At 68.6% G+C, this 21776-nt stretch carries 21 protein-coding genes and 2 pseudogenes; 13 read left to right on the top strand and 10 right to left on the bottom strand.

What is annotated here, in order from left to right:
• From ACOV8S_RS19185 to ACOV8S_RS19175, 3 genes are all read left to right on the top strand, one after another.
• Nucleotides 1-409 (top strand): nuclear transport factor 2 family protein (locus ACOV8S_RS19185; RefSeq protein ID WP_448319032.1); only part of this gene is annotated, 409 nt, incomplete at its 5' end.
• Nucleotides 410-497: 88 nt separating this feature from the next.
• Nucleotides 498-992, top strand: a complete 495-nt coding sequence (locus tag ACOV8S_RS19180; protein WP_448319031.1) for a hypothetical protein — start codon at nucleotides 498-500, stop codon at nucleotides 990-992.
• An 87-nt stretch (nucleotides 993-1079) separates the two neighbouring features.
• Nucleotides 1080-1460 carry an antibiotic biosynthesis monooxygenase family protein gene (locus ACOV8S_RS19175; RefSeq protein ID WP_448319030.1) on the top strand — a complete coding sequence of 127 codons (381 nt, stop codon included), beginning with the start codon at nucleotides 1080-1082 and terminating at the stop codon, nucleotides 1458-1460.
• Here the strand turns inward: ACOV8S_RS19175 and ACOV8S_RS19170 are convergent.
• Nucleotides 1449-2465, bottom strand: coding sequence for an RNA-binding protein (locus ACOV8S_RS19170; protein WP_448319029.1), 1017 nt, complete (start codon nucleotides 2463-2465; stop codon nucleotides 1449-1451). The two genes, ACOV8S_RS19175 and ACOV8S_RS19170, sit on opposite strands and share 12 nt — an antisense overlap.
• Before the next feature lie 33 nt (nucleotides 2466-2498).
• Nucleotides 2499-3383: a hypothetical protein gene (locus tag ACOV8S_RS19165; RefSeq protein ID WP_448319028.1), complete on the bottom strand. Its 885-nt coding sequence runs from the start codon at nucleotides 3381-3383 to the stop codon at nucleotides 2499-2501.
• A 130-nt stretch (nucleotides 3384-3513) separates the two neighbouring features.
• Between ACOV8S_RS19165 and ACOV8S_RS19160 the strand changes: the two genes are divergently transcribed.
• Both ACOV8S_RS19160 and ACOV8S_RS19155 read left to right on the top strand, forming a co-directional pair.
• A complete protein-coding gene (locus ACOV8S_RS19160) occupies nucleotides 3514-3930 on the top strand; it encodes a hypothetical protein (RefSeq protein ID WP_448319027.1) in 417 nt (138 codons plus the stop codon).
• Nucleotides 3931-3935: 5 nt separating this feature from the next.
• Nucleotides 3936-6722, top strand: coding sequence for a KGGVGR-motif variant AAA ATPase (locus ACOV8S_RS19155; RefSeq protein ID WP_448319026.1), 2787 nt, complete (start codon nucleotides 3936-3938; stop codon nucleotides 6720-6722).
• Here ACOV8S_RS19155 and ACOV8S_RS19150 read toward each other — a convergent pair.
• A complete protein-coding gene (locus ACOV8S_RS19150) occupies nucleotides 6654-7604 on the bottom strand; it encodes a hypothetical protein (RefSeq protein WP_448319025.1) in 951 nt (316 codons plus the stop codon). The genes ACOV8S_RS19155 and ACOV8S_RS19150 overlap by 69 nt on opposite strands.
• Before the next feature lie 47 nt (nucleotides 7605-7651).
• Between ACOV8S_RS19150 and ACOV8S_RS19145 the strand changes: the two genes are divergently transcribed.
• Both ACOV8S_RS19145 and ACOV8S_RS19140 read left to right on the top strand, forming a co-directional pair.
• Complete coding sequence (locus ACOV8S_RS19145; protein WP_448319024.1) at nucleotides 7652-8593, top strand: NaeI family type II restriction endonuclease; 942 nt, start codon at nucleotides 7652-7654, stop codon at nucleotides 8591-8593.
• An 80-nt stretch (nucleotides 8594-8673) separates the two neighbouring features.
• Nucleotides 8674-9186 (top strand): very short patch repair endonuclease, encoded by a 513-nt coding sequence (locus tag ACOV8S_RS19140; RefSeq protein ID WP_448319454.1) that lies wholly within the window; start codon nucleotides 8674-8676, stop codon nucleotides 9184-9186.
• On the opposite strand, the gene ACOV8S_RS19135 is transcribed toward ACOV8S_RS19140, so the two are convergent.
• From ACOV8S_RS19135 to ACOV8S_RS19120, 4 genes are all read right to left on the bottom strand, one after another.
• Complete coding sequence (locus tag ACOV8S_RS19135; RefSeq protein WP_448319023.1) at nucleotides 9174-10226, bottom strand: DNA cytosine methyltransferase; 1053 nt, start codon at nucleotides 10224-10226, stop codon at nucleotides 9174-9176. The two genes, ACOV8S_RS19140 and ACOV8S_RS19135, sit on opposite strands and share 13 nt — an antisense overlap.
• A gap of 241 nt (nucleotides 10227-10467) precedes the next feature.
• Nucleotides 10468-12279 carry a DEAD/DEAH box helicase gene (locus ACOV8S_RS19130; protein ID WP_448319022.1) on the bottom strand — a complete coding sequence of 604 codons (1812 nt, stop codon included), beginning with the start codon at nucleotides 12277-12279 and terminating at the stop codon, nucleotides 10468-10470.
• Between the two features lie 5 nt (nucleotides 12280-12284).
• Nucleotides 12285-13703, bottom strand: a complete 1419-nt coding sequence (locus ACOV8S_RS19125; protein ID WP_448319021.1) for a transcriptional regulator — start codon at nucleotides 13701-13703, stop codon at nucleotides 12285-12287.
• A 119-nt stretch (nucleotides 13704-13822) separates the two neighbouring features.
• Nucleotides 13823-14491 (bottom strand): hypothetical protein, encoded by a 669-nt coding sequence (locus ACOV8S_RS19120; RefSeq protein ID WP_448319452.1) that lies wholly within the window; start codon nucleotides 14489-14491, stop codon nucleotides 13823-13825.
• A 169-nt stretch (nucleotides 14492-14660) separates the two neighbouring features.
• Here ACOV8S_RS19120 and ACOV8S_RS19115 point away from each other — a divergent pair, with 169 nt between their 5' ends.
• Nucleotides 14661-15629, top strand: coding sequence for a helix-turn-helix domain-containing protein (locus tag ACOV8S_RS19115; protein ID WP_448319020.1), 969 nt, complete (start codon nucleotides 14661-14663; stop codon nucleotides 15627-15629).
• 91 nt (nucleotides 15630-15720) lie between these two features.
• On the opposite strand, the gene ACOV8S_RS19110 is transcribed toward ACOV8S_RS19115, so the two are convergent.
• Nucleotides 15721-16227: an ATP-binding protein gene (locus tag ACOV8S_RS19110; RefSeq protein ID WP_448319019.1), complete on the bottom strand. Its 507-nt coding sequence runs from the start codon at nucleotides 16225-16227 to the stop codon at nucleotides 15721-15723.
• Nucleotides 16224-16478, bottom strand: coding sequence for a hypothetical protein (locus tag ACOV8S_RS19105; RefSeq protein ID WP_448319018.1), 255 nt, complete (start codon nucleotides 16476-16478; stop codon nucleotides 16224-16226). Before ACOV8S_RS19105 ends, ACOV8S_RS19110 begins: the two co-directional genes overlap by 4 nt.
• Before the next feature lie 328 nt (nucleotides 16479-16806).
• On the opposite strand from ACOV8S_RS19105, the gene ACOV8S_RS19100 reads away from it, so the two are divergent.
• The 3 genes and pseudogenes from ACOV8S_RS19100 to ACOV8S_RS19090 all read left to right on the top strand — a co-directional run bounded on the left by ACOV8S_RS19100 (nucleotide 16807) and on the right by ACOV8S_RS19090 (nucleotide 19614).
• Nucleotides 16807-17064, top strand: coding sequence for a GntR family transcriptional regulator (locus ACOV8S_RS19100; RefSeq protein WP_448319017.1), 258 nt, complete (start codon nucleotides 16807-16809; stop codon nucleotides 17062-17064).
• A 56-nt stretch (nucleotides 17065-17120) separates the two neighbouring features.
• A pseudogene (locus ACOV8S_RS19095) lies at nucleotides 17121-17961 on the top strand (IS5 family transposase).
• Between the two features lie 600 nt (nucleotides 17962-18561).
• Entirely contained in the window at nucleotides 18562-19614 is a 1053-nt protein-coding gene (locus ACOV8S_RS19090) for a hypothetical protein (RefSeq protein WP_448319016.1), read from the top strand.
• Between the two features lie 86 nt (nucleotides 19615-19700).
• Here ACOV8S_RS19090 and ACOV8S_RS19085 read toward each other — a convergent pair whose 3' ends face one another.
• Nucleotides 19701-20156 (bottom strand): DUF5707 domain-containing protein, encoded by a 456-nt coding sequence (locus ACOV8S_RS19085; RefSeq protein ID WP_448319015.1) that lies wholly within the window; start codon nucleotides 20154-20156, stop codon nucleotides 19701-19703.
• A 322-nt stretch (nucleotides 20157-20478) separates the two neighbouring features.
• Here ACOV8S_RS19085 and ACOV8S_RS19080 point away from each other — a divergent pair, with 322 nt between their 5' ends.
• A complete protein-coding gene (locus tag ACOV8S_RS19080; protein WP_448319014.1) occupies nucleotides 20479-21117 on the top strand; it encodes a DsbA family protein in 639 nt (212 codons plus the stop codon).
• Nucleotides 21118-21276: 159 nt separating this feature from the next.
• Nucleotides 21277-21776 (top strand): annotated as a pseudogene (locus ACOV8S_RS19075) (hypothetical protein); the annotation flags it as partial.

Raw genomic sequence — 21776 nt, 5'->3', positions numbered from 1 at the left:
CGCCGACGCCACCCCCGAGGGCGCCGCCCTGCTGGATCCCTACCTGCGCTTCTGGAACGCCCCCTCCCCGGACGACGCGAACCGGCTCGCGCAGCAGGTGTTCACCCCCGGCGTCGAGTACCGCGCGCACATCGGCGTCCTCCAGGGCGCGCAGGCGCTGCTGGACTTCCGGGAGCAGTTCCTCTCCCACATGGGCGAGACCGCGCTCCGGATGCGCGAGCAGCCCCAGCTCCACCACGACCGCGCCCGCCTCGAGTGGGAGCTCCTCACCGGAGGCGCGGGCGACGCCGGCACTCCCTTCGCCACGGGCACGGACGTGATCGCCCTCGACGAGGACGGCCGGATCAGCTCCATCACCGTGTTCCTCGACCGCGCCCCCGAAGGGTTCGGGGCGGCGGCCCACGACTGAGCACCGGCCTCGCCCGTCCCCCCGCGAGCGCCCTCGGCCCGCCTCGACGACAATGCGAGACGGGTCGAGGGAGAGGCGGACAGGCTCGGTGGACAGTGACCTGCGGCGGGCGGTCGTCGTGACGCTCGGCGAACTCGGGCGGAGCGACGACTGGCGCGACCGGGCGGACGCCGGGCACGGCCTGGCAGGGTTCGCGGAGATGCCCGAGGCCGTCGAGCCACTGCTGGCACTCGTGCTCGACCCTCGCGACACCTTCGTCACCCAGCACACCGCGGAGGCCCTGCTCCGACGCAACGACAGGGCAGGACTGGCGATCGTCGCGTCCGCGCTGCCGATCGCGGACGACGACCATGCCGATCACCTCTACGCCGCCGTCTTCGACGTCTTCGGCGTCTTCGCGCAGGACCTGGACGAGGCCCTCCGCATCTGCGAGGAGATGGAGGCCGACGCCGACGAACGCGTCGCCCGGGGAGCACGTCTGCTGCACGAGACACTGGCCGAGATCGATCCCGTCCTGCGACCCGTCGTGCGGCGGGATCCGACCTCGTCGTACGAGCCGGGCAACTGTGTCCCGCCTGGGTAAAGACCTGGGTAAAGACTCGGATCCCTTCCCCCTCCCGTTGGGAAAAGACGCTGGATGACGGGGAGAACCGGCCCTAGCGTGACCGGCATGAGTGATCACCAGGACGCCACCGTCACCCCCGTCGAAGCCTTCGACCCCCCTTACTACGTAGCCGTCTTCACCTCGGTCCGCACCACCGACGAGGACGGCTACGGCGAGACCAGCGCACGCATGGAGGAGCTGGTGAAGGAGGTCCCCGGCTTCCTCGGCATGGACCATGCGAAGACCCCCGGCGGGCTGAGCATCACCGTCGGGTACTTCCGCGACGCCGACGCCCTCACCCGGTGGCGCTCCCACGCCGAGCACCGCTCGGCGCAGGAGCGTGGGCGCGCCCAGTGGTACGAGAACTACACGCTGCACATCGCGAAGGTGGAACGGAGCCACGCGTTCACGCGGACCGAGGCCTCCCAGGCGCCGTCAGTCGGCTGAGTTCTCCCGGGCGTCGCGGCGGAGAGCCCACAGCCGGTCGTCCGGCGTGGGCGTCGTCCGCCAGCGGGCCCGCAGGACGCCGTCGCCGTCCGGCATGACGGCGGTCATCAACGGCATCCGCTCGTCGGCGACGACGGACATCAGCGCGGCCGCCCGCGCCCGGGAGATCGCTGCGACGAGCTGCGGGAAGCATTCCTCGTCGACCCACGCGCTGTGGAGGCGTCCGGCGTCGTCCTGCCAGACCCCTTCGACGTAATCGTCGGCCGACAGGCCTTCCAGCACCGACGTGACGTCGGGCGACAGGGGAGGCCACACCTCCACGCGTGCGCGCGGTGCCAGCCCGGCGCGGACCGTGGCGAGGGTGTCCGGGGTGAGCCGGTGCCATCGTGTGGCCCCGTCGGCGTACGTCTCCTCCAGCACCCCGGCCTCACCCGCGCACACGGCCTGGCGCAGACAGGTCCAGAACTCGTCGTCGCCGGGCCGCTGCACCCCTTCTTCGTCGTCCTCGAACGCGTAGGGCGAGCAGTGCAGCGGCTCGGGGAAGAGGCCGAGTGCGCGCGTCCGGGCCACGGCCTCCGTGCAGGGCACGCTGCTGCTGATGTAGAGGTACTGGTCCCACCCCACATGCACGGCAAAGATGTCGTCGACCTCCAGCCTGCACCAGGCGCCGTTGTCGCGGAGCATGGCCCGCACCAGTTCCAGGCCGGTGTCGAGCGACACCTCGACGCCGTCGTGGAAGTCCCCCAGCCCGGACGGGAAGAGGCCGTCCAGACCGTAGCCTTCCACCGTCGGCTCGAGGCCGAAGTGCACGCAGGTCGCCACCCCGGGTTCGCGCACGACCAGACGGTCGACACCGGTGTCCTCGGCGAACGCGGCGACCGCCCGCAGGTATGCCGCCTCGACCTCACCGCGGTCGCTGACCGTGTCCTCCGGGCCCTCGTAGCTCCCGTGCTCGTCGCGGTCGGCTGGGTCGTACTTGGTGACGCGGTGGACGTAGGTCGGCATGCAGACATCCTCCAGTGAGCCCGCAGAGGCCACCTAGGCGAGCACCCATCGGGGCGGGTGTGCCGGGTCGGACGGGCAGGTGAAGACGTGCAGGTCACGGTCCCGTCCGAAGCGCAGCCGCGTGGGCGAGCCGACGGACCGACCGCCCCGGACCGAGGCGATGCCGTGCAGGTCCGGGTCACGGTCCTCCAGCGGCACCCAGCTGTGCGAGCCGGCGTCCATCTCGCCGCTGTCTGCGGTCAGCAGCAGTCGCATCGGGGCTGCGCAGGACGCGCAGTCGATGGTCATCGGGCCCGTCGACGCCCAGCTGGGGTAGCCGCCGACCCGCCAGCCAGGTGGAATCGACAGGTCGTACTGGTAGCTGGGGGCCTCGGAGCCGAGTGCCTCCGCCTGGGCGTCGTCCCACGCGTCGATGCGCGCGATCAGCGGGGCGGGCAGGGTGTCGTCCTCCGCCCAGGGGTAGGTGTCCACCTCCTCGGGGTGCAGGACGCACGGCTCGGGGAGCTCGTCCTCCCACCGCAGCTGGGGTGCCTCGGGCGGAGCGACTAGGAAGCGCTCCGCGCGCTCGGCCTCCGCGGCCCGCCGCCACCGGAGGCGGTAGCGGCGCTCCAGGTAGGGGCTGTGGGTGAAGGGGCAGCGGAAGAGCTGCACCAGGTCGGCGCCGTCGGGCCCGGAGCTCAGGCCCGGGATGTCCCGGCGGAAGAACTGGGCCAGTCCCACGAGGGGCACCGGCCCGTCCGCCCCCGGCGTTCCGGCACCACGCCACGGCCGCCTCTGCGGCCACGCACCCGCGGCCCGCGCGGCGCGGATCTCGTCCGGGGCGTATCCCTCGGTCTCGGGCTGGTGAGGCTCGTCGCAGACCGGCCACGGTTCGGCGTCCGGCCACAGCATCGGCCCGCCGACATGGCTGTCGCGCATGCCGGGCCGCCCCGGCCTGGGATGCAGCCTGCACGAGACCACCTTGCCCGCGCCACTGCTCATGCACCCCACCAGCCTGGTTTCCCTCAACTCCCTCTCACCGCCCGTCTTCCGCCCCTACGCTGGAAGGATGGTCGACGTGGGGGCCGGGGAGCTCCGCTCCAGCCGGGACAGACTTCTCAAGCAGGCGCGGGCCGCCGAGAATGCAGGGGACGGCGCGGTCTGCGGGTTGCTGTACTTCTACGCCGCCGAGTGCGCTCTGAAGGCCGAGGTGATGCGGCGGCGCTCTCATTTCATGTCCACCGCCCAGCTCCCCAAAGACCTACGCAGCCACAATCTCCGCAGGCTCGCCAAGGAACTCAACCTGCGTGACCCCACAACCAGCGCGGACCCGCTCCGCTGCCGCCGCCACAAGGACAACAGCTGGATCGAAAGCCAGGAGCTCCACGAAGCGTGGCGCTATGGTGCGAAGCTGGACGACGATCATCAGAAGGCGGCGCTCGAAGCGCTGAAACAACTGGTGGGGCAAGCCACGAAAGGAGGCTGAGCGGCGTGGCCGACAAGCTGTTCACCTGGGTCGACGTCGACTCCCGCCTGGCGGAGGCCGCAGTCGACGGCGAGTGGCCGCACTGGTTGCTGGAAGCCGACGCCTGGTGGGACGGCCTGGAGCTGTCCGTGCATCCTGGCACTGGCGTCGCGGAGGTCCGGGAGTTCCTGGACCTCCAGTTCGGCCTCGAGTCCGCAGTGGACGGCGAGGAGGGCCTGGAACTCCTTCTGGACCGCCCCGCGTCCCACAGCCCGCGTAGTCTCCCGGTCCGGCTGGCAGAGACCGAGGACGCTCAGGAGGTACCCCGCCGCCCCCGGCTGAACGAGCGCCGGCTCACGTCCGCACTGAGCGAGCCGCTGCCCCGCCCCGCCGCCGGATTCACGGGCGGCCGCCAGGTCATCGCCTTCCACTCCTTCAAGGGCGGCGTCGGCCGCACCCTGCATGCCGTCGCGCTCGCCGACCTGCTGGCCTCCCGCGGCCAGCACGTGCTCCTGGTCGACGCGGACCTCGAGGCGCCCGGGATCACCTGGATGTACCAGGCACAGGGCGGCCGCTGCGACATCGCGTACGACGACGTCCTCGCCCTCCTCCACGCCTCCCCGGACGGCGACCCCACCGAGGCCGTGCAGATCGCGGCCGCCTACCTCCCCAATCAGGAGGTGTCCCGCCATGCCGGGGAGGGCCGGGTCACCATCCTTCCGTCCAGCCGCCGCACCGCCCTCGGCCCGCCCCGCATCGGCCCCTCCGACCTGCTGACCGAGGATCGCTCCCCCTACTTCCTCACCGAGTCCCTCGCCGCGCTCGCCGTCGCCGCCGAGGCCGACGTCGTCGTGCTGGACCTCCGCGCGGGCGCATCGGAACTCTCCGCCCCTGTCCTGCTGGACCCGCGGGTCACCCGGGTCTTCGTCTCAACCATCAGCAGCCAGTCCGTGCATGGCACCGAGACGATGATCCATCAGGTGGGCACCCATGCCCCCGCCCTCGCCGGCACCGACCCCGCACCGGGCGCGATCATCACCCAGTACCGCCTGGACCTCCACGACGGCCACGCCGACGATGCGCGCGCTCTCCTCAGCGACGCCCTCTCCTCCGCCATCGCCCTCCCGTCGGCCGTCGGCAACCCTGCGGAGGACCCGCACGGGGACGAGCGTTTGGCAGTGGACGAGCAGGTGCTGACGGAGCCGGTCCTGAGCCCGTTCCGCGAGGAGTTGCTCGCGCTGCCGGAGAGCTGGGACGAGGTGACGGACGTGATCCGCCACTGCGCACTGCCGCGCCTGGTGGCCGAGTTCGCGCCCAGCTCCATGCTGGCACCGGACCGTCCCGCCGAGGATCCGGAGGTCCTCCTTCACCGGCGCACGTCTCTGGCCGAGTTCACCGGCGGACTCCTCGAAGGCGGTGCGTTCCATCCCGCCCCGGACAGCGACTTCTTCACTGTCGAGGCCACCCGCAGGCTCGTGGCCGACCATCGCACCGACCTGCCGATCGCCGTGGTCACCGGCGGACCGGGCACGGGCAAGACGTTCACCTTCGCCAGGATGTGCTCGGCGGGTACCTGGGACACGTTCGCCTGGACCACCGGGGAGCGCGTCCGGGGAACCGCTCCCATCGTGCCGGTGCTCGCCTCACCTGACGCGCCGGACAGCATCTGGGACGCTGATTCGCGTCACGCCGACGCAGAGTCCCTGTACCTGGACAACCTGTGGGAGCACCCACCCACCGGACCGGAACGCCGCGACCGGATTCGCGCGCTTCTCGATGCGTCCACCACACATGCGTCGGCCGGAAGCACACGCTTCTGGCGGGACCGCTGGCTGGACTGCCTCACCATCGCGGCAGGCGCCCCCGACGATGTGCACGGGCTCGATTTCCTGATCCACCGCGAGGCGCTGTTCGTCATCGACGGTGTGGACGAGTGGCTGAACGCCATCGCCCCCGACACCGAGACAGCTGTCCGGGCCACCGCCCTGCACAGTCTGCTGCACGATGTTCCCCTGGCGCTGCGCAGGTTCCGCAGGCGCTCTTTGGGGCTGGTGGTCTTCAGCCGCCACTCTCCCCGCCCGGAGAGCACGGTCAGCCGTCCGTCCAACCGGGACACCAAGCCGTCACGGCGCGCCTCCCCCTACGAGCTGCAGTGGACCGCCGAGGAAGCGCTGAGATTCGTGTTGTGGCTGGCGGCCCGTGCCGACGCCGTTCCACCCCCGGAGGGCCTGGTCGACGCCTTGGACGAGGAGGAGATCGTCCGCTGCCTCCTGCCCCTGTGGGGCTTGCGTATGGGATCCGACGGCTCCCGTGAGGCGTGGACGGACCGGTGGTTCTCCTCCGCCCTCGCAGACGCCCGTGAGCGCGTCCAGCCACGCGACGTCGTGCGCTTCCTGCACGAGGCTACGGTGGCGTCCGGAGCGGACGTCAGGTCCGGGGACCGGGTGCTGTCCCCGGCGGCCATGCGTCAGGCGCTGGCCGAGTGCGGTACCGCCAAGATCGCGGAGATCCGACAGCAGTCTCCGCAGGTCTGGCACCATCTGCAGGACTTGGCCGCCCACGCTGCCCAGGAGCCGTCCCCCTTCCGCGCCTCGGACGTGGGCCTCACGCTGCAGGCCGCCCGGCGACTCGAGCGCTGGGGCGCCCTGTCGCGCACCCCCGACGGCCGCTACCAGTTCCCGGAGCTCTACCGCCTGGCCCTCGGCTTCCGCACCGAGGGCCGCGGGCGCATGACCCAGGCAGCGCTACTCGCTCGCGCCCACCTCGCCGACGCCGATACCGACGTCAACGCCGACGCCGAGCGGAGCGGCTGACCGGACTCGGCGGACCACGGGCATGACCGGCCTGTTCTCACCGGTCGTGATCACGTGTCCGTCCTCTGGCTCGGCATGGAGACGGAACGCCGCGGCGAGGAGGAGCAGATGCCCGGCAAACGTGACACTGCCGAAGCCGTGCCAGGGCCCCTGAGCGAGCTTCCCGCGCATGGTCCACCGGTCGACCTCGCATCGCGCCAGCCACCAGCCCGCGACCTTGCCCTCCCTGTACTTCTGGTGCTGCAGATGGAGGCGGTACGGGGAAAGACCCTCGTCCGCCGCTGCCGCGTACTGCCACCAGGCGCGGGCACCGTCGTCGTCCGCCAACTGCAGCGCACAGCCGACTACCAGGGCACCGGAGGGGTCCGGGAGCCGGTCCGTGACGAAGGACCGCGGCGCGGTCTCCGCATGGTGGTCCAGCACCGCCTCGCAGAGCGCGACGAGACGCCGGCCGGCCTGCAACTTCCTCTCCCACTCCTCACAGCTCAGGGCCGTCCGCGGCCTGCGCCTCCCGCCTGCCTGGTGATCTTCCACCCGTGGGTCCTCGACGCGCGGCTGGCCGGGGCTCCCGCGCAGCAGGCCACCAGTCACGACGTCGCCGTCAACGGATTCAAGGGCCTCCAGTCCTACCGGCAGCTGGCCCTGCCGAAAGCTGAGCGCGCTCTCCTGGAGGAGGTGGCCGCCGACGGTGAAGCGCGCGAGTCCGCGGCAGGGGCTCTGACCGAGTGGGCGGACAAGCCGCCGTTCGAGGTGGAACCGAAGCTCCGACCCACCGAGATCATGGCTTGCTCCGCAGACGCTCCCAGGGGCAGACTTCTCGCCGATGCACCGGCACATGACCAGGCCGTGCACCAGATTTCCGGGGGGAAACTTTGCTGCCATTCGATGACGACATCTTCGCCGCCGAAAATATCGCTCAGTCAGCAGCGGTGGCAGACGATGCCGAACTGTTGAAGGTCCGGAACCGGATCTTGGCGCTGGACCCCAAGGGCGAGCGGTTCGCGCGCGTACTCCGCGAGACCATCGATCAACTCCTCAACGGCGAGGCTACCGGCCGCTACGACTGGAGCGACCTTTACAAGACCGAGAAGACGCACGCCGGAACGCTCGTCGAGATCAACCTGCAACGGGAGTTCGACTTCGCCAATGGCGAGAAGATGGACTACCAGATCGCAGGTATCGAAGTCGACTGCAAGTATTCGCAGAGCTTCGGCGGCTGGATGATCCCTCCTGAGGCTATCGGACACCTATGTCTTGTCGTCTGGGCCGACGACCGAAAGACGCTCTGGAGCGCGGGGCTCGTCCGGATTCGGCGCGAAGACCTGAACGTGAAGAGCAACCGCGACGAGAAGGGAACCATCAAGGCCGAGAACCGGAAGAAGATCTCCTGGATCTGGCATCACGCAGAAATGCCCGAGAACATCCTTCTGCATCTTCCCGATGAGACTCGCAATGCCGTTCTCTCCCCCTCCTCAGGGCAGGGGAAGGTAAACGAACTGTTCAGGCTGGTTCAGCGGAAGCGAATCAGCCGGGGCGTTGTGAGAACCGTCGCTCGCGAGCACGACTATATGGCGCGCATCCGCGAATCGAAGGGCCGTGCACGTACCGTCCTGCGGCGGCACGGCATCCTCATCGTCGGGCACTACGAGAGACACCAGGAGATCGCCCGCCAGCTTGGAGTGCCCGTTCCCCGGCCGGGCGAGCTCGTCAGCTTCCGCGTAGTCACGGCGAAGCAGCACCACGGAGACGCTCCCCGGGTGGTGCTGGACAATAGGGAGTGGGTCCTCGCCGGGAAGAACGACCCCGAAGAGGAAGGGCCCCTGCTCCCCAAGCACACGGCGGGAGCAGACAGCACGGCCGCGGACGCATAGGCCGACTCACCAGGGGGAGGCGGCCAGCACGGACCTGCCGCCTCCCTGATCCATGGAGCTTCCCCAGACTAATGAGCAGCATGCAGCCACCGTCATCCGGCGAGCCGGCAGAGCCTGTGGCGGAGTGGGTTCCCCCGGCCGGTTCGTGGGCTTCCTCTGCGGCACGACGCCGGAACATGCAGGCCATCCGCAGTCGCGACACCAAGCCTGAACGTCAGGTGCGCAGTCTGCTCCACGCTCAGGGTCTTCGGTACCGGGTGGGCGCGAAGCCTCTGCCCGGCCTCCGCAGGACCGCCGATATCGTCTTCCGCCCGGTCAAGGTAGCCGTGTTCATCGACGGCTGTTACTGGCACGGATGCCCTGAGCACTACGTCCCGCCGAAGACGAACTCCGGTTACTGGTCCGACAAGGTGCTGCGTAACGTCACCCGGGACCGGGACACCGACGAGCAGCTCAAGGCGGCCGGGTGGACGGTGCTCAGGTTCTGGGAGCATGACTCGGCCGAGCAGACCGCCGTGCAGATTGCAGCGACGGTGAGCCGCATCCGGGCAGCAGAGCGGACCCGGAGGTGCCCTCCCAGTCAGTCAACCTGAGCCGCTTGGGCAGCCGCCAGGGCCGCATAGATCTGCTCCCCCACGGCTTGCGCGACAGGCGGCGGAAAGGCGTTTCCGACCTGCCGGTAGGCGGCCGTCTTACGTCCTGAGAAATTCCAGTCCTCAGGGAATCCCTGAATGATTCCGGCCTGGGTGACGGTGAGCTTGGGGCCACCAGGAGCGAAAAGGTCGCGCTCCACATCCTTGGTCTCGTCAGGCTCGTTCGCGACACCGAGCCCGCAGACTCCGAGCGCGGCCCATGCCCGCTTGGCTCGCGTCGGGCCGAGGTCGGCGCCACCGTGCTTCTTGGACCCGCCGACAATCGTCGGCGCAACACCTTCTTGAGCCTTCTCGAACCACGTCTTGAAGGCCGCCTCGGCCCTGGGGTCATCCACCCTGGCGAACCGCTCACGCATGGAATCCTCAAGCGCTTCGCCGACCGTCACGACGTCACGCGGTTCAGGCTTCGAGTTTTCAAAATACGGACGAATATCACGGCGCAGAGCCACAAGAATCGCCCGCGGGCGCAACTGCGGAACGCCATAATTTTTCGCTTCCAGGATTTCCCAGTAGCAAGGTTCATACTCCATTTCCTCAAGCCGTGCGAGGATTTCGGAGCGGTATTCTTCAAACTTCGGATCAAGAAGTCCGCGAACATTCTCGATCATTACGGCCTTGGGGTTGAGGAAATCAACCAGATCAAGCATCACCGGGAAGAGGTCACGCTCATCGTCCCGGCCGAGCTGCTTCCCAGCCACAGAAAAAGGAGGGCACGGAACGCCCCCCGCAAGGAGGTCGAGCTCGCCTCGCCGCAGGCCAAGGATCTCCGGGTCGAACTCCTTGAGGTCCGCCTGGATGACCTCGCAGCCCGACCACTCAGGGTGTGTCTCGATGTTGCCCCGGAGTGTCTGGCAGGCGTCTCTGTCGATCTCGATCAATGCCCGGTGCTTGAAGCCGGCGTTGTGGAGTCCGACAGCCTGACCTCCGGCGCCGGCGCAGATCTCGACTGACGTGAACCTGAGTTCGTTGGTGCGGGCCATGCCCTCTCCTTACAACCATGCAGCGACAGACACACTGTGCGACCTGTTGTCACAGAGGGTTACACGGCCCACTGACACAACCGGCCGCGCTGATGTCTCAGCACGCCCGCTGGGTGCATGAAAGGCACCCGGACACACTCAGCCCACACCTTAGTCGGCTGCGCCGACAGAGCGCCGTCCGGTATTGCTCCCGCCAGGAGCGGCAGGTCAGGTTATGCCTGCCTACCGCCCCGGTCGACTCCTATTCGTCCAGGTGAGCCAGCAGGGCGCGGATGTCCGCCTCATCCATGCCCATGCTGGTCGGCTCGTCCTCCTGGAGATCGCCGAGCTGCCGCACCGACGGGTCGTCGAGAATGCGTCCCATGAAGTCGAGCTTCTCCCCCAGCCGCATGGCAACGATCTCGTCCACCGTGCCGCGAGCAGCGAGGATGGTGACGCGTGTCTCAGTTCCCGGAGCGAGGCCCAGCCGGTGGATGCGGTCGAGACTCTGCAGGTAACGCCCGGCCATGAAATCCCGGTCGACGTACACCGCGTCGTGGCAGACCTGGTGAAGGCTGATTCCCTCTCCCAGGGTCGCCGGGTTGGAGATTAGCACCTTGCAGGCGGAGTCGTTTCGGAACCGCTGGATCTCCGCCTCACGGTCATCGGTCCCTCCGTGCACTGAGGCCGGAGAGTAAGGCGCGAGGAGGCGTTCCAGCGTCGTCAGACTCCGCACGAACGTCGTCCACACAAGGGTCTTGCGTCCCAGTGCCGCGTTCGCGGCTACGATCCGGACCGTCTCCTCATACTTCGGCGAGAGCTCGTGCTGCGGGAGGTTCCGCATCAGCGTGTGAAGGGAGTCGGTGGCGGACGGCTCCAACGGGGGGACCTGATAGGCCAGCGGTTCGTACCGAGTACTGCCCTCGGCGAGCAGGGCCGGACTGATGGCTGCCATCAGCATGCGCAGCATCGCCTTGCCCAGAGCTTCCAGGTCGCCGGCCCTGGCTGACGGGTTTCCCTTCAGAGCGTCGTAGATCTCCCGGTGGTAAGGCGGCAGGTCCACGTAGCGGATCCTGGGCTCGAACGGCGGCAGCCCGAGTTCCTTCTTCGTCGTGCGGGTGAAGAGCGGACGAAGCACTGTGCTGGCGTGGGCGAGATCCCCTCCGTTCACGGCCTCCGTCACCACCCGCTTGCCGTGGCCGGGCCAGACGAAGGAGAGCAGGCTCTCAAGGTCCCGGGCGCCGTTCGGTGCTGGCGTTCCCGTGAGGATCAGCCTTCGCTGAGCCAGAGGACCGAGGGAGAGGCAGGCAGAACCGTATGCTCCCCGCGCGCCAAGCTTCATACGGTGCGCCTCGTCGAGCACGAGCATCGACGGGGCAGCCCGGAGCCACGCGGCCAGGCTCGCGGTGTGCCGGCTGAGCCGCTCATAGTTGACAAGGAGCAGCTCCGCTCCGCCGTCGGGGCTACTCGCCATCACAGCTGTGCGAAGGGGTTCCTTGAAGCACTCGGAGGCTTCGAACTCCCATGCCTCGTAGGCTGACTTAGGACACACCACGAGCATGCGCCGGACCTCCCCCCGGGTTCGCATCGCGGCGAAGAGAGCCAGGCCGACTCTGGTCTTCCCGGCACCAGGGACGCTGAAGTTGGCGCCATGCCTCAGTCCCAGCAGCCGTGACATGTCACGACGCTGGAATTGAGTGAGGTCCGCCACCCAGTCCGCCCCCAGGACCTCGTCCAGTGCTCCCGGGCCAGACAGGAATCGGTCCGCGGCTTCCGGCGGTACGGTCAGGTTCTGCTGGGCAGCAGCCGCGTCATCGAGCACGCCATTGACCAGACTGGCCAGTGCGTCGTCCCAGACCACTCCTTCATGCGGCCACTGGCCCAGCTCGTTGAGCCCGACCAAGAACTCGTCCAGATCGATCTCGGCGGTCAGCTGGCTGCGCTGGCCGCTCAGAGAGATGCGGGCTGCCAGTGCTGCGAAGTCCTGCTGGAATCCGTCTCGCGCCCGGAGCGCGACACGGGTTCGTGTTGCGTCGAACCCCAGACGGAGCGACGGTTCGGAGGAAGCGTCCACCGTGATCACCTTTCGGCGGCCGCGGCGCTGCGAAGCCAGGTCAGTCCTTCTGCTGGCAGGGGAATGCTCTTGCCGGCCTCGGCTGCCAGGCGTCCCAGCACCGAGCGGAGGCCGAGCAGCGCGTCGTCGAAGGCCCCCTCATCGAGGCTGCCGTTCCCCCGGGCCATCACGAGGTCCGTGATGCACTGCTCCAGGTCCTTGCAGGCATCAGTCACGCGTTCCGGGGCAGCCTGCCGCTTCTTGCGCAGACGTACGTCCTTGCCGGCGAAGACCACAGCCTCCTCGAGAACGCTCTTGAGTTCCTCCACCTTCTTCGCGGCTTCTACCGTCTCCGCCGACGTCTCTTCCCCGTGACCGACTTGCACGGCCTTGGCCTTCAGTACGTAGTCGGTCAGCGCGCGGGCTGTGGCCAGCTCAGCACCGCCCGCCTGCACAGTCCGGTTGAGCCCGGGAATGGCGACCGCGGCCGGCGCCTGGGCGACGGTCTCCCGCTTGACCGACTCCGGAAGTCGCTGGTCGAGATACTGCGCGTGGAACTTAGGGCCGATAAACCGGACATCGGTCTTCGAGAACTCAAGGGTGATGGCCACCAGCCTGGCTTCCTTGAGGAGGTCTGCCTGTTCCTTGTTCTTGGCGTGCTCCTTCGAGTAGGCGCGGTAGAGCTCGAAGAGCTTCTCCTTCGCCTCCTCAAAGTCCATCAGCCGGAGCTTCCGGCCCCCGTGCTCGCTGCGTTCGATGAGATCCCGGAGCTGGTTGAGGATCCAGATGTCCCGCTCGCAGGCCGGCGAGGTCGTGTGGAACTCCTTCGCAACCTCGCTGACGTGCCGGCCGAAGGACAGCTGCTCGTCCAGGGCTAGCAGGTGGTTGATGTAGGAGTACTCCCGCCGCCGGTCGGGGCGGAGCTGCAGCGACAGCTCCACGGCGTGGATGTCCGCCCAGGTGCATGAGGCCGGAAGGACGCCGACGCGGATGCTTGTGACACCCAGATCCTTGAGGGCCGCACGACGGGTGTTGCCGTTGACCAGGATCCCGTCCCGGGTGATCAGTCCAGGCTCGAGCTGCTTGTGGTCCCTGAGACTCTCCAGGAGATCGAAAAACTTCGGGTCGTCCTTGGCGGGGTCCGAGGGCAGTGCCTTCAGGAGCTTGTGCAGGTACGCCTGGCTCTCGTCCCGCCATGGGGCGTCCTGCAGGAGCCGGTCCTGCTCGGGGTCGTGGCTGCGCTGCGCGCGGATGCGGTGCGTACCGGGGTTGTAGTAAAGGTCATCGACCGGCATGTCGATCACCTCAACGTGCCGAGGCTGGCCCCGGAATTCGACGGTGAGGGTCTCCGGAACGCCCTGTCCGTCGCGCACTTCTTTCAGTCGCCGCTCGACGTTCGCACGGTTCTCGTCTGCCTTTGGCGGGACACCGAAGTCGGTCTGCATGGGGTGAGAAGTTCTTCCTGTGAAGTGGGTGGCGATGCCCTGTGCGGGCGTGGCGGGAGTGGTGACGGCGGCCCGGAGGCGGGAGCTGCGGGTCCCGCCCCCGGGCCGCCGTCACACGGTCAGGACAGGGCGTCCTTGATGTGCCGACGGGCCTCGGCCGGCAGCGTGCGGTAGTCCGCCCAGATCTCCTCCAGCTCGCTGAAGGCGCGGGCGTCCTGGCCCACCCAGGCCGAGAAGATCTTCTTCTCCATAGCCGGCAGGCGCTCGATGCGGCGCAGGACATCGCCGAGGTCGGCGGTCAGCTCCCGGTTGCCGATCCGGCAGCGGTTGCACTCGATGACGAGCTGGACCTCGGTACGCCCGTCCGGCAGCTTCACCTCACGGCGGGCGATGTCGAGCTGGGAGGTGACGTCGGTGCCGACGTACTTCTCACCGGGCCCGATGCCGCAGGAACGGCACATCCGGCCGTCCCGCATCAGGACCTCGTGCCGCTGAGCGGCGCTCACCGTGCTGCCGGTCTTCCTGGTCGCCTTGCCGGGTTCCCAGACCGGGATCCCCTGGGCGACGAAACGGTGCTCGTCCGCCTCCAGGGAGATGTCCTCACGGTTGGTGTCGATCTTCCAGTCAAAGTCGCGCAGGTCCCGCATGCGCCGGTCCACCTGCGAGACACCCTGGAAGGTCTCCCTCAGCTGGTTCTTCGTGAAGGTGTTACCCACTCCCACGACCTGGATGAGCCAGAGCGCCACGCGCTTCATGGTTCCCAGGTTCTCGTCCTCCCAGGACGGCATCGTCACGCACATCTCCTCTCGGGTGCACAAACTTCGGAGCTGCACCAAGCCCGGCAGGTCACGCTGTCGCGACCGGCTCGATGCTTCAACTCAAAGGCATGCGAGAGGCCAGGGGAAGGGCCGGGCTGTTCCACGCCCTTGGAACAGCCCGGCCCTTCCCCTGCTGTCAGTGGTTGAACTGACAATGACTCAGGCCAGCTCTGACCACTTGGGGGAAAGAATGCCGAGACCTGGGTGTTACTCACCGCTACCTGATGATCTATCGCCGGTCCGCCGCCGCTTCGCCGAGGCCGCACGGCAGCTCAGGAAGTCCTCGCTGCAAGGGTGGTCTCAGGAGAAAATCGCCGAGAAGTGCCAGTCCAGCAAGCCGAGGATCTCGGACCTCTTCAGCGGCAAAGGTTCCATCCAGGCGTACACGCTGCGCAGGCTGCACATGCTTGCGACCAAGGTCGCTTCCCCACGGGCGCCGCTCTGCACCGCGGAAGAACTGGAGGAGATGCGTATTGCCATCGGCCTAGCGGACGCGCAGGCCCGCGCCGCCGACGAGGTTGAACGCGCGACAGGTCTGCCGGAGAGCAACGGCACCCAGCAGCCGAACATCGCAGCTCAGGCCGACCGGCCTGTGCGCCGCCGTGCCCGCGTTCGCCGTCGCCGCAGCCGCCCGCTCCGGTGGCCGCTCGCGCACATTCGCCGCCAGCGCGAGATGCTGGCAGCCGCCTCCATGACCAAGAGGCCGGCCATTGATTTCGTTGAGACCGCCGACACGTCGGTGCCGGTCCCCCTCCAGGATGGGGACCGGCACCACGCGGAACTGCCGGACACGGAACTGCCGGACATCGAATGGCCAGGGCTCTCCGGCCTCATGATGCGCCTTGAGACGGGGAGGGCCGAGGACGTGGCCGGCTTGGTCCGGCATACGGGCCGCACAGCTGTGCCGGCTCAGACAGCGGCGGCACTCGTTGCCTGCGGGGAGACCGGGCTGGAAGAGATCGTCACCGAACTGATCGAACAGGTGGCGGTCCGCCCGGACGGAGAGGTGATCGAGGTCATGCGGAGCCTGCTGGGCTTCCGTCGGCAGCGTCTGATCGAACGGGTCTTGATGGCCGCGAGGACAATCCCCTCGGTCGGGACCATGTAGTCGGCTTGCTTGCCGGACGGTCCCCATGCCGCATGGGAGCGCCTGTTCCTGCTGTCCAACGGGATCTCCGTGAGGAACAGGCGCACTGCAGCTATGCCGACGCCGCGGCCGACAGGCCGTTGCAGGTCAGCGCCGTCTGCCCTGCGGGCAGAGCTGCGTCCAGCTCGCACCACACGGCTTTGCCGTCCGGAAGCCGCTCCACACCCCATCGCGAGGAGAGCGCAGAGACCAGGAGGAGTCCGCGCCCAGACTCCTCTCCGGCTTCCGGATCTGCCCTCTCCTGGTCGAGGGTCGGCAAAGTCCCACCGTCGGGGTCGCGGACCTCGATCCTCAAGAAGGCGTCCCGCATCGAGATCAACAGCGAGGTCGGCACTTCCTGTCCCACGTGGGCGATCACGTTGGAGACCAGCTCGCTCACGCAGAGCTGGGCGGCGTCAACGAGATGTGCCAGGCCCCAGAGGCCGAGATGAAGACGCATGACCCTCCGCAGGCCGGCGATCTCACGCGGCTCTGCCAGGAACGGGAGCTCCCATGGCTTCATCGGCACGCATCCCGCACAACCATCACATGACTGCAGCCGCATCCGAATGCTGCTCATCCCATGTCCTGCCCGGCCACGGCGATCACCCGGTCAAGGGTCGTTACCAATGAGGGGACGAGTGCGGCCAGTTCATCCGCCGTCGGCTCGCCCGCAAGCAGCCGCCGCGCTCGCCCTGACAGCTGCACGGCGCTCTCCAACTCGACCCGGTCAGCCAGAGCCCCCAGCGCGCCGCCGGGCTCCAAGACAAGGATGACCTGCCGTCCGGCATCGCCCCCGAGGTACCGCACGGCATTAGCGTTGAGCTTCACGCCACACCCCCGGAACAGAGTTGGAATCGGCGTTGACCGGCCGAGGAATCGTATGCGCAACTGCGATGGCGGGGTGCTGACCCGGCAGTCAGGACGTCCGAGTGGTCCGCTGGGACGGGTGTCCGCAACGCGGGGAGCAGACGGATAAGGTGCCTCACGGCCGAACCTCCTACGTTCGGTCCATCCCGGGGGAGCCCTGGCCGGCTCCTCCGGGTCACTTGCAGGAGCCGCCGAGACTACCAGTTCATGCCTGTCTATGCCCGCCTATGACTTTCTAGAGATGGGGCCGAACGCCCATCCACCGGCTCACACTCCTAGCGTTGTTCATATGACCAAGGAAGCCGGGATGGCCTGGGACCCGAAGTACCCTCGCTGGCAGCAGATCGCCGAGGTGATCCGTGGCCGCATCTCCGACGGCACGTATCCGCCAGACACGTTGGTCAGCGAGAGCCGGGTCATGCAGGAGTTCGGCGTCGCCAAGATGACCGCCCGCAAAGCCATCGCCGCACTGCGGTCAGAGGGACTGCTCGTGACCACCACGGGCATGGGCTCATTCGTGACCGAGCCGTCGGCCCGCGAGAACTGAGCGGATCAGGCACACCTAGGCCGTTTCCTTCGGATCATCTGATCGTTGGTTGATGTGTGTCGTTGACTGACGCCCAGTGGGCAAGGATCGAGCCGCTGCTGCCGGACCGGACACCTCGGCGGGGCGGGCGGTGGCGTGATCACCGGCAGGTGATCGACGCGATCGCGTTCAAGTACCGCACGGGCACTCCGTGGATGGATCTGCCCGAGCACTTCGGATCGTGGAAGGGCGCCCACAACCGGCTGCGGAAATGGGCCGCCGACGGCACCTGGGAGAAGGTCTTCACCGCCCTGCTCGCCCAGGCCGACGCCGAAGGCGACCTCAACTGGATCGTCTCGGTCGACTCCACAGTCGTGCGCGCTCATCAGCACGCCGCCGGGGCCCGTCAAAAGAGGCCCCGGCCGGCGAGCCGGACGACCATGCCCTCGGACGGTCCCGCGGCGGCCTGACCACCAAGATCCACCTCGCCGCGGACAGCCGATGCCGGCCCCTGGCGTTCGTCCTCACCCCTGGCCAGGCCGGTGACGCACCCGAGTTTCTCGAGGTCATGGCCCAATTACGGGTGCCGCGGCCGATCGGCCGACCCAGGACCACTCCGGACGTAGTCCTGGCCGACAAGGCCTACTCGTCACGCGCGATCCGATCCCGTCTGCGTCGCGCGGGATCCGGGCGGTGATCCCGCCCTCCGACCAGGCCGCGAACCGCAAGCGACGCGGCCGGCTCGGTGGCCGTCCACCGGCCTTCGACCGCGAGGCATACAAGCAGCGCAACACCGTCGAGCGGTGCATCAACAGGCTCAAGCAATGGCGCGGCCTCGCCACCCGTTACGACAAGACCGCCACCTTCTACCTCGCCGGACTCCACATCGCCGCGATCTTCCTCTGGTCAGCGAGATGATCCGAAAGAAACGGCCTAGCCGACGGGGGCTGCGGAGATCGGAGTTAGAGAGGCGGCACCCCGTCCCGTCGGGTCGCTGCAGGGAGGACGCCAGTCTCGCTGCAACTCCAGCGCCGCCACAGCCAACGCAAGGCCTCGCGGGACGGGGCACCACCCCTAACGGCCGCCCCGGGCACTGTCACCTGGGACGGGCTCCTTAACGCTGTCGAGAATTCCGGTTTCTCCGACTGGCGTCACCTCGCCAACCAGGGAACGGCCGAACCGGTGAACCGGAAACCACGTCACCCCGCCCTGACCAGCTGATCAACACCTCCCGCACAGCGGGGGCACTTCAGGCTCGCGTTTCAGGGACGCATGGTGAAGCGGCTGGGCCGGGCGGAAGGAGCCCGAATACCGCTGAGGGCATGGGGAGCCGGTTCGCCGTGCCGGGACGGTAACCCCGGGCCGACGAAACCCGCTGAAGGTGATGTGCCGCAGCCATCCGCCAGTTCCCCAAGGACGACGACCGCCCCTGCCGACGGGGCCCGGCCCTCGCCTCAGCCCCTGTCCTTCCTCCTGACCGCCCGGCAGGGTGAAGCGGCGCGCACGCTGCTGGGCTACGTGGCGTCGCTACCGCTGCCCGGGCCCGACGCGCAACTCCTGGCCGTCGTGGCGGCCATCCGGTCCGCGCGCGGCGGTACCGGTCACATCACCGGCATGGACCTGGCCACGCTGCGTCTCGGTGACGCCCGGGCCGCCGTCGACGCGCTGCGCGGCCTCGGCTGGGAGCTGAACGACGCCGTCTTCGACAACGACCCGTCCACCCCCGCCGGCACCGTCGTGATCCCCGAGCTGAGCCGCACGGCGCCGGACCATCCCCTGCCGTTCGGGAAGGACAAGCGTTCGCGGGTGTCCGGGTGGACGTCGCGGACACTGTCCGCGAAGCCGGTCAAGAAGCTCCCGCCCGCCGGGCGGCTGGCCGCCCTGTTCCTCGCCGCGCACGGCTCCCCCGAACTCCCCGGCGAGGTGCCGTCGCATCTCCCCCAGGCGTGCCGGCTCCTGCTGGCCGACCTGCTGGACCGAGGGTTCCTCGCGGTGCTCTCCGGGGACAGCTACCAGTTAGCCCCGGCCGTACGTCACCTGTGCGGGCTGCGCCCGTACGAGGAGGAGCAGGAACAGGCGAACCCCGGGAAGGCGCGGGGCTTCCTGTTCGACGAGGGGGCCTGGACGGCGTGGAAAGACGCGGCCAGTCCCGCCCTGCGCCGGCACGTGCAGAGCGTCGAGGGATGCGCCCTCTGCGCCCTTCCCCGGGAGCGGATCGCGGAAGCGTTCATGGTGCAACCCGAGCCCGCGAAGGTCCGCAACAGCATCACGGCCGTATACGCCGGGTGGAAGGAGGCGCATCCCGACCGCGGGCCGGAGGCCGCCCGCTTCACCGTCGCCTTCCGGGCGGACCACGGTCACGGGCCGTCGTTCGGCCAGCTCTTCAAGGCGCTGCGCTGGGACCTTCCCCGCCGCCCTCAGCTGCGCCCGCTCGTCGTGGGACGCCTGACGGCGAACGGATGGCTGACCACCACCGGGCAGGTGCCCTGGACCCTCCGCCCCGGACCGACGGCACAGGAACAGGGCATCGCGCTGCTCCGGCCACGGGCCTCGGCGACGGTCGTCCGCTGAGCCGCACGCCCGAGGCCTCGAAACCCCGGTCGCGGTGACGCCGCCCGTGGAGGGGCCGCGTCACCGCCGCTTCGGTGGGGACGATGTCACTTCACCGTGAAGGTGACCGTGCGGTCGGCGAAGGTGGTGGTGCCGTTCTCGGCCGTGGCGAGGGTGGCGATGTGCCAGGTGCCCTGGGGGGAGTCGGTGAGGTCCTCGGCGGTCAGGAGGACGTCGTAGGTGCAGACGACGGTGTCGTCCTCGGCGTCGGCGCAGTCGGCGGACTCGACTTCGGCCATGTCCTCGGCGGTCAGCTTGTCCTTGCTGAACGGGCCGTTCTCCGGCCAGGCCAGCACCTTGAGGCTCTTCACGCCGGAGGGCGCGGTGACGTCGGTGATGAAGACGAGGCCGCCGTCCCGCTTCGCGGTGGGCGCGGTGTAGCGGGCCGCGCTCTCCGAGAGGACGGGCGGCTCGTCCGCGGTGCGGGCGACGGCGAACGCGCCGGCGCCGCCGACGAGGAGCGCGGCGGTGAGTGCGGACAGGACGACGGTGCGACGAGACATGGTTGAACCCCCGTTGGTCATGCGGCAGATGAAGCTGGTGCGGCAGGCGGTGCGCCGTTGCTCCGCGCCGCTGTACCGATCCTCGCGGCCCGAGGCGGGCGCGGCCTGAGCACGGATACTCAGGTCGGTCTGAGTGACCTCGCCACCGCAGCGGATCATCTGGAGGGGAAACTCCGTGCGGGTTGCGAGCCCGGCTGCTTAGACTCTGCGCGGTCAAGGGGAGGGGAACCCGCAGGTGAGGTATGTAAGAGGGCTGTCCGCTGCGCTGGCGGCCGCTGTAGCAGTGGGCGTGCTGGCGGGGTGTGGTTCGAGGGCGCCGGCCATGAAGGCCGAAGAGCTGCAAGAGGTGCTGGCGGCGGACGGTACGACCATCGTCGTGGGCGACGCCGACGCAGCGGTCACGGTCGAGCTGTACGAGGACCCGCGCTGTCCGGTCGTGGAAGACTTCGAGGCGACCGGTGGCCCGGCGTTGCGCGAGAAGCTGGCCCGGGGAGAGGTGCGGGCCGAGTACACCTTGGCCTCGTTCAGGGACGACCGGATGGGTGGGGACGGTTCGAAGAGAGCGGTCAACGCCCTTCGGGCCGCGCTGGAGGCGGACAAGTTCTACGAGTACCACGCCGTGTTGTTCGAGAGCGCGGGAGCGATCGAATTCGCGGGCGGTTTCACGACGGCATCCCTGCTGTCGCTGGCCGACCGGGTCGAAGGGCTGCGGAGCAAGACGTTCGACGACGCCGTGAGAACGATGCGGTACGAGGACTTCGTCACCGCGTCGGAGGAGGCGTACGAGGCAGCCGGCGGTGACGATCCACGCGGTCCGGGCACTCCCACGGTGATCATCGACGGTACCCGGATGACCGGGGGTATGTACGACCTGATCTTCGACGAGGAGTCGTTCGGCATGCTGCTGGAGACGCGGTTCTCGACGCCCAGCGAATTCGCAGAGGTAACCCCTCAGGGGTAATGCTCACGGTCCGCATATGCCACGCAACGTTCTGTGTTGTACGGTCGCGTCGACAACGTGCTCCGGTGTGCCGCGGGTTGGGTGCGCATGGGGCGGCCCCCGCGTGCGGTTGCAGCCGTTCGCGAGGGCCTGGACCACAAGTGGACAGGACCTCCACCGGTGATTTACCGGCACTTTATCGCGCCTACGCGCGGCTATACGGCGTTCTCCAACGCCATCATTCGACACCCACGGCTCAGTTCCGATGCCTGCCGTCTGTTGACCTGGCAGCTCTCGCTGCCGCCCGAGGCCAGGGAATGTCTCTCGCGCACGGCGGAGCGCTGCGGGATCGGCGCGTCCGCCTTCACCAAGGCCAAGCGGCAGTTGATGGCGGAGGGCTTCGTGCACGAACGGCGGGTGCAGGCGGCCAAGGGGCGCTGGGCCACGCAGCAGCTCGTCTCGTGCGTCCCGCTGGGCGTGGCGGAGGCGGTCAAGATCATGGCGGGGCTGCCGCTGCCGGTCGGGGCGGAGGGCTCGGCGAGGGTGTTTTCGCAGCTCGCGCCGAGTGGCCGCATTCCGGCCGTCGGCGGGCCGGGTGGTCGGCCGGCCGACGGTCTTCCATCCCGCGATGACTGTGGTGAGAAGACTTCCAACCGTCCCTCCCTGGCGGAGGAGGGTGG

The organism is Streptomyces sp. CO7 (genome assembly GCF_053474865.1).
The sequence above is the reverse complement of the archived record's forward strand: the minus strand, read 5'-3'. Positions and strand labels throughout refer to the sequence as shown.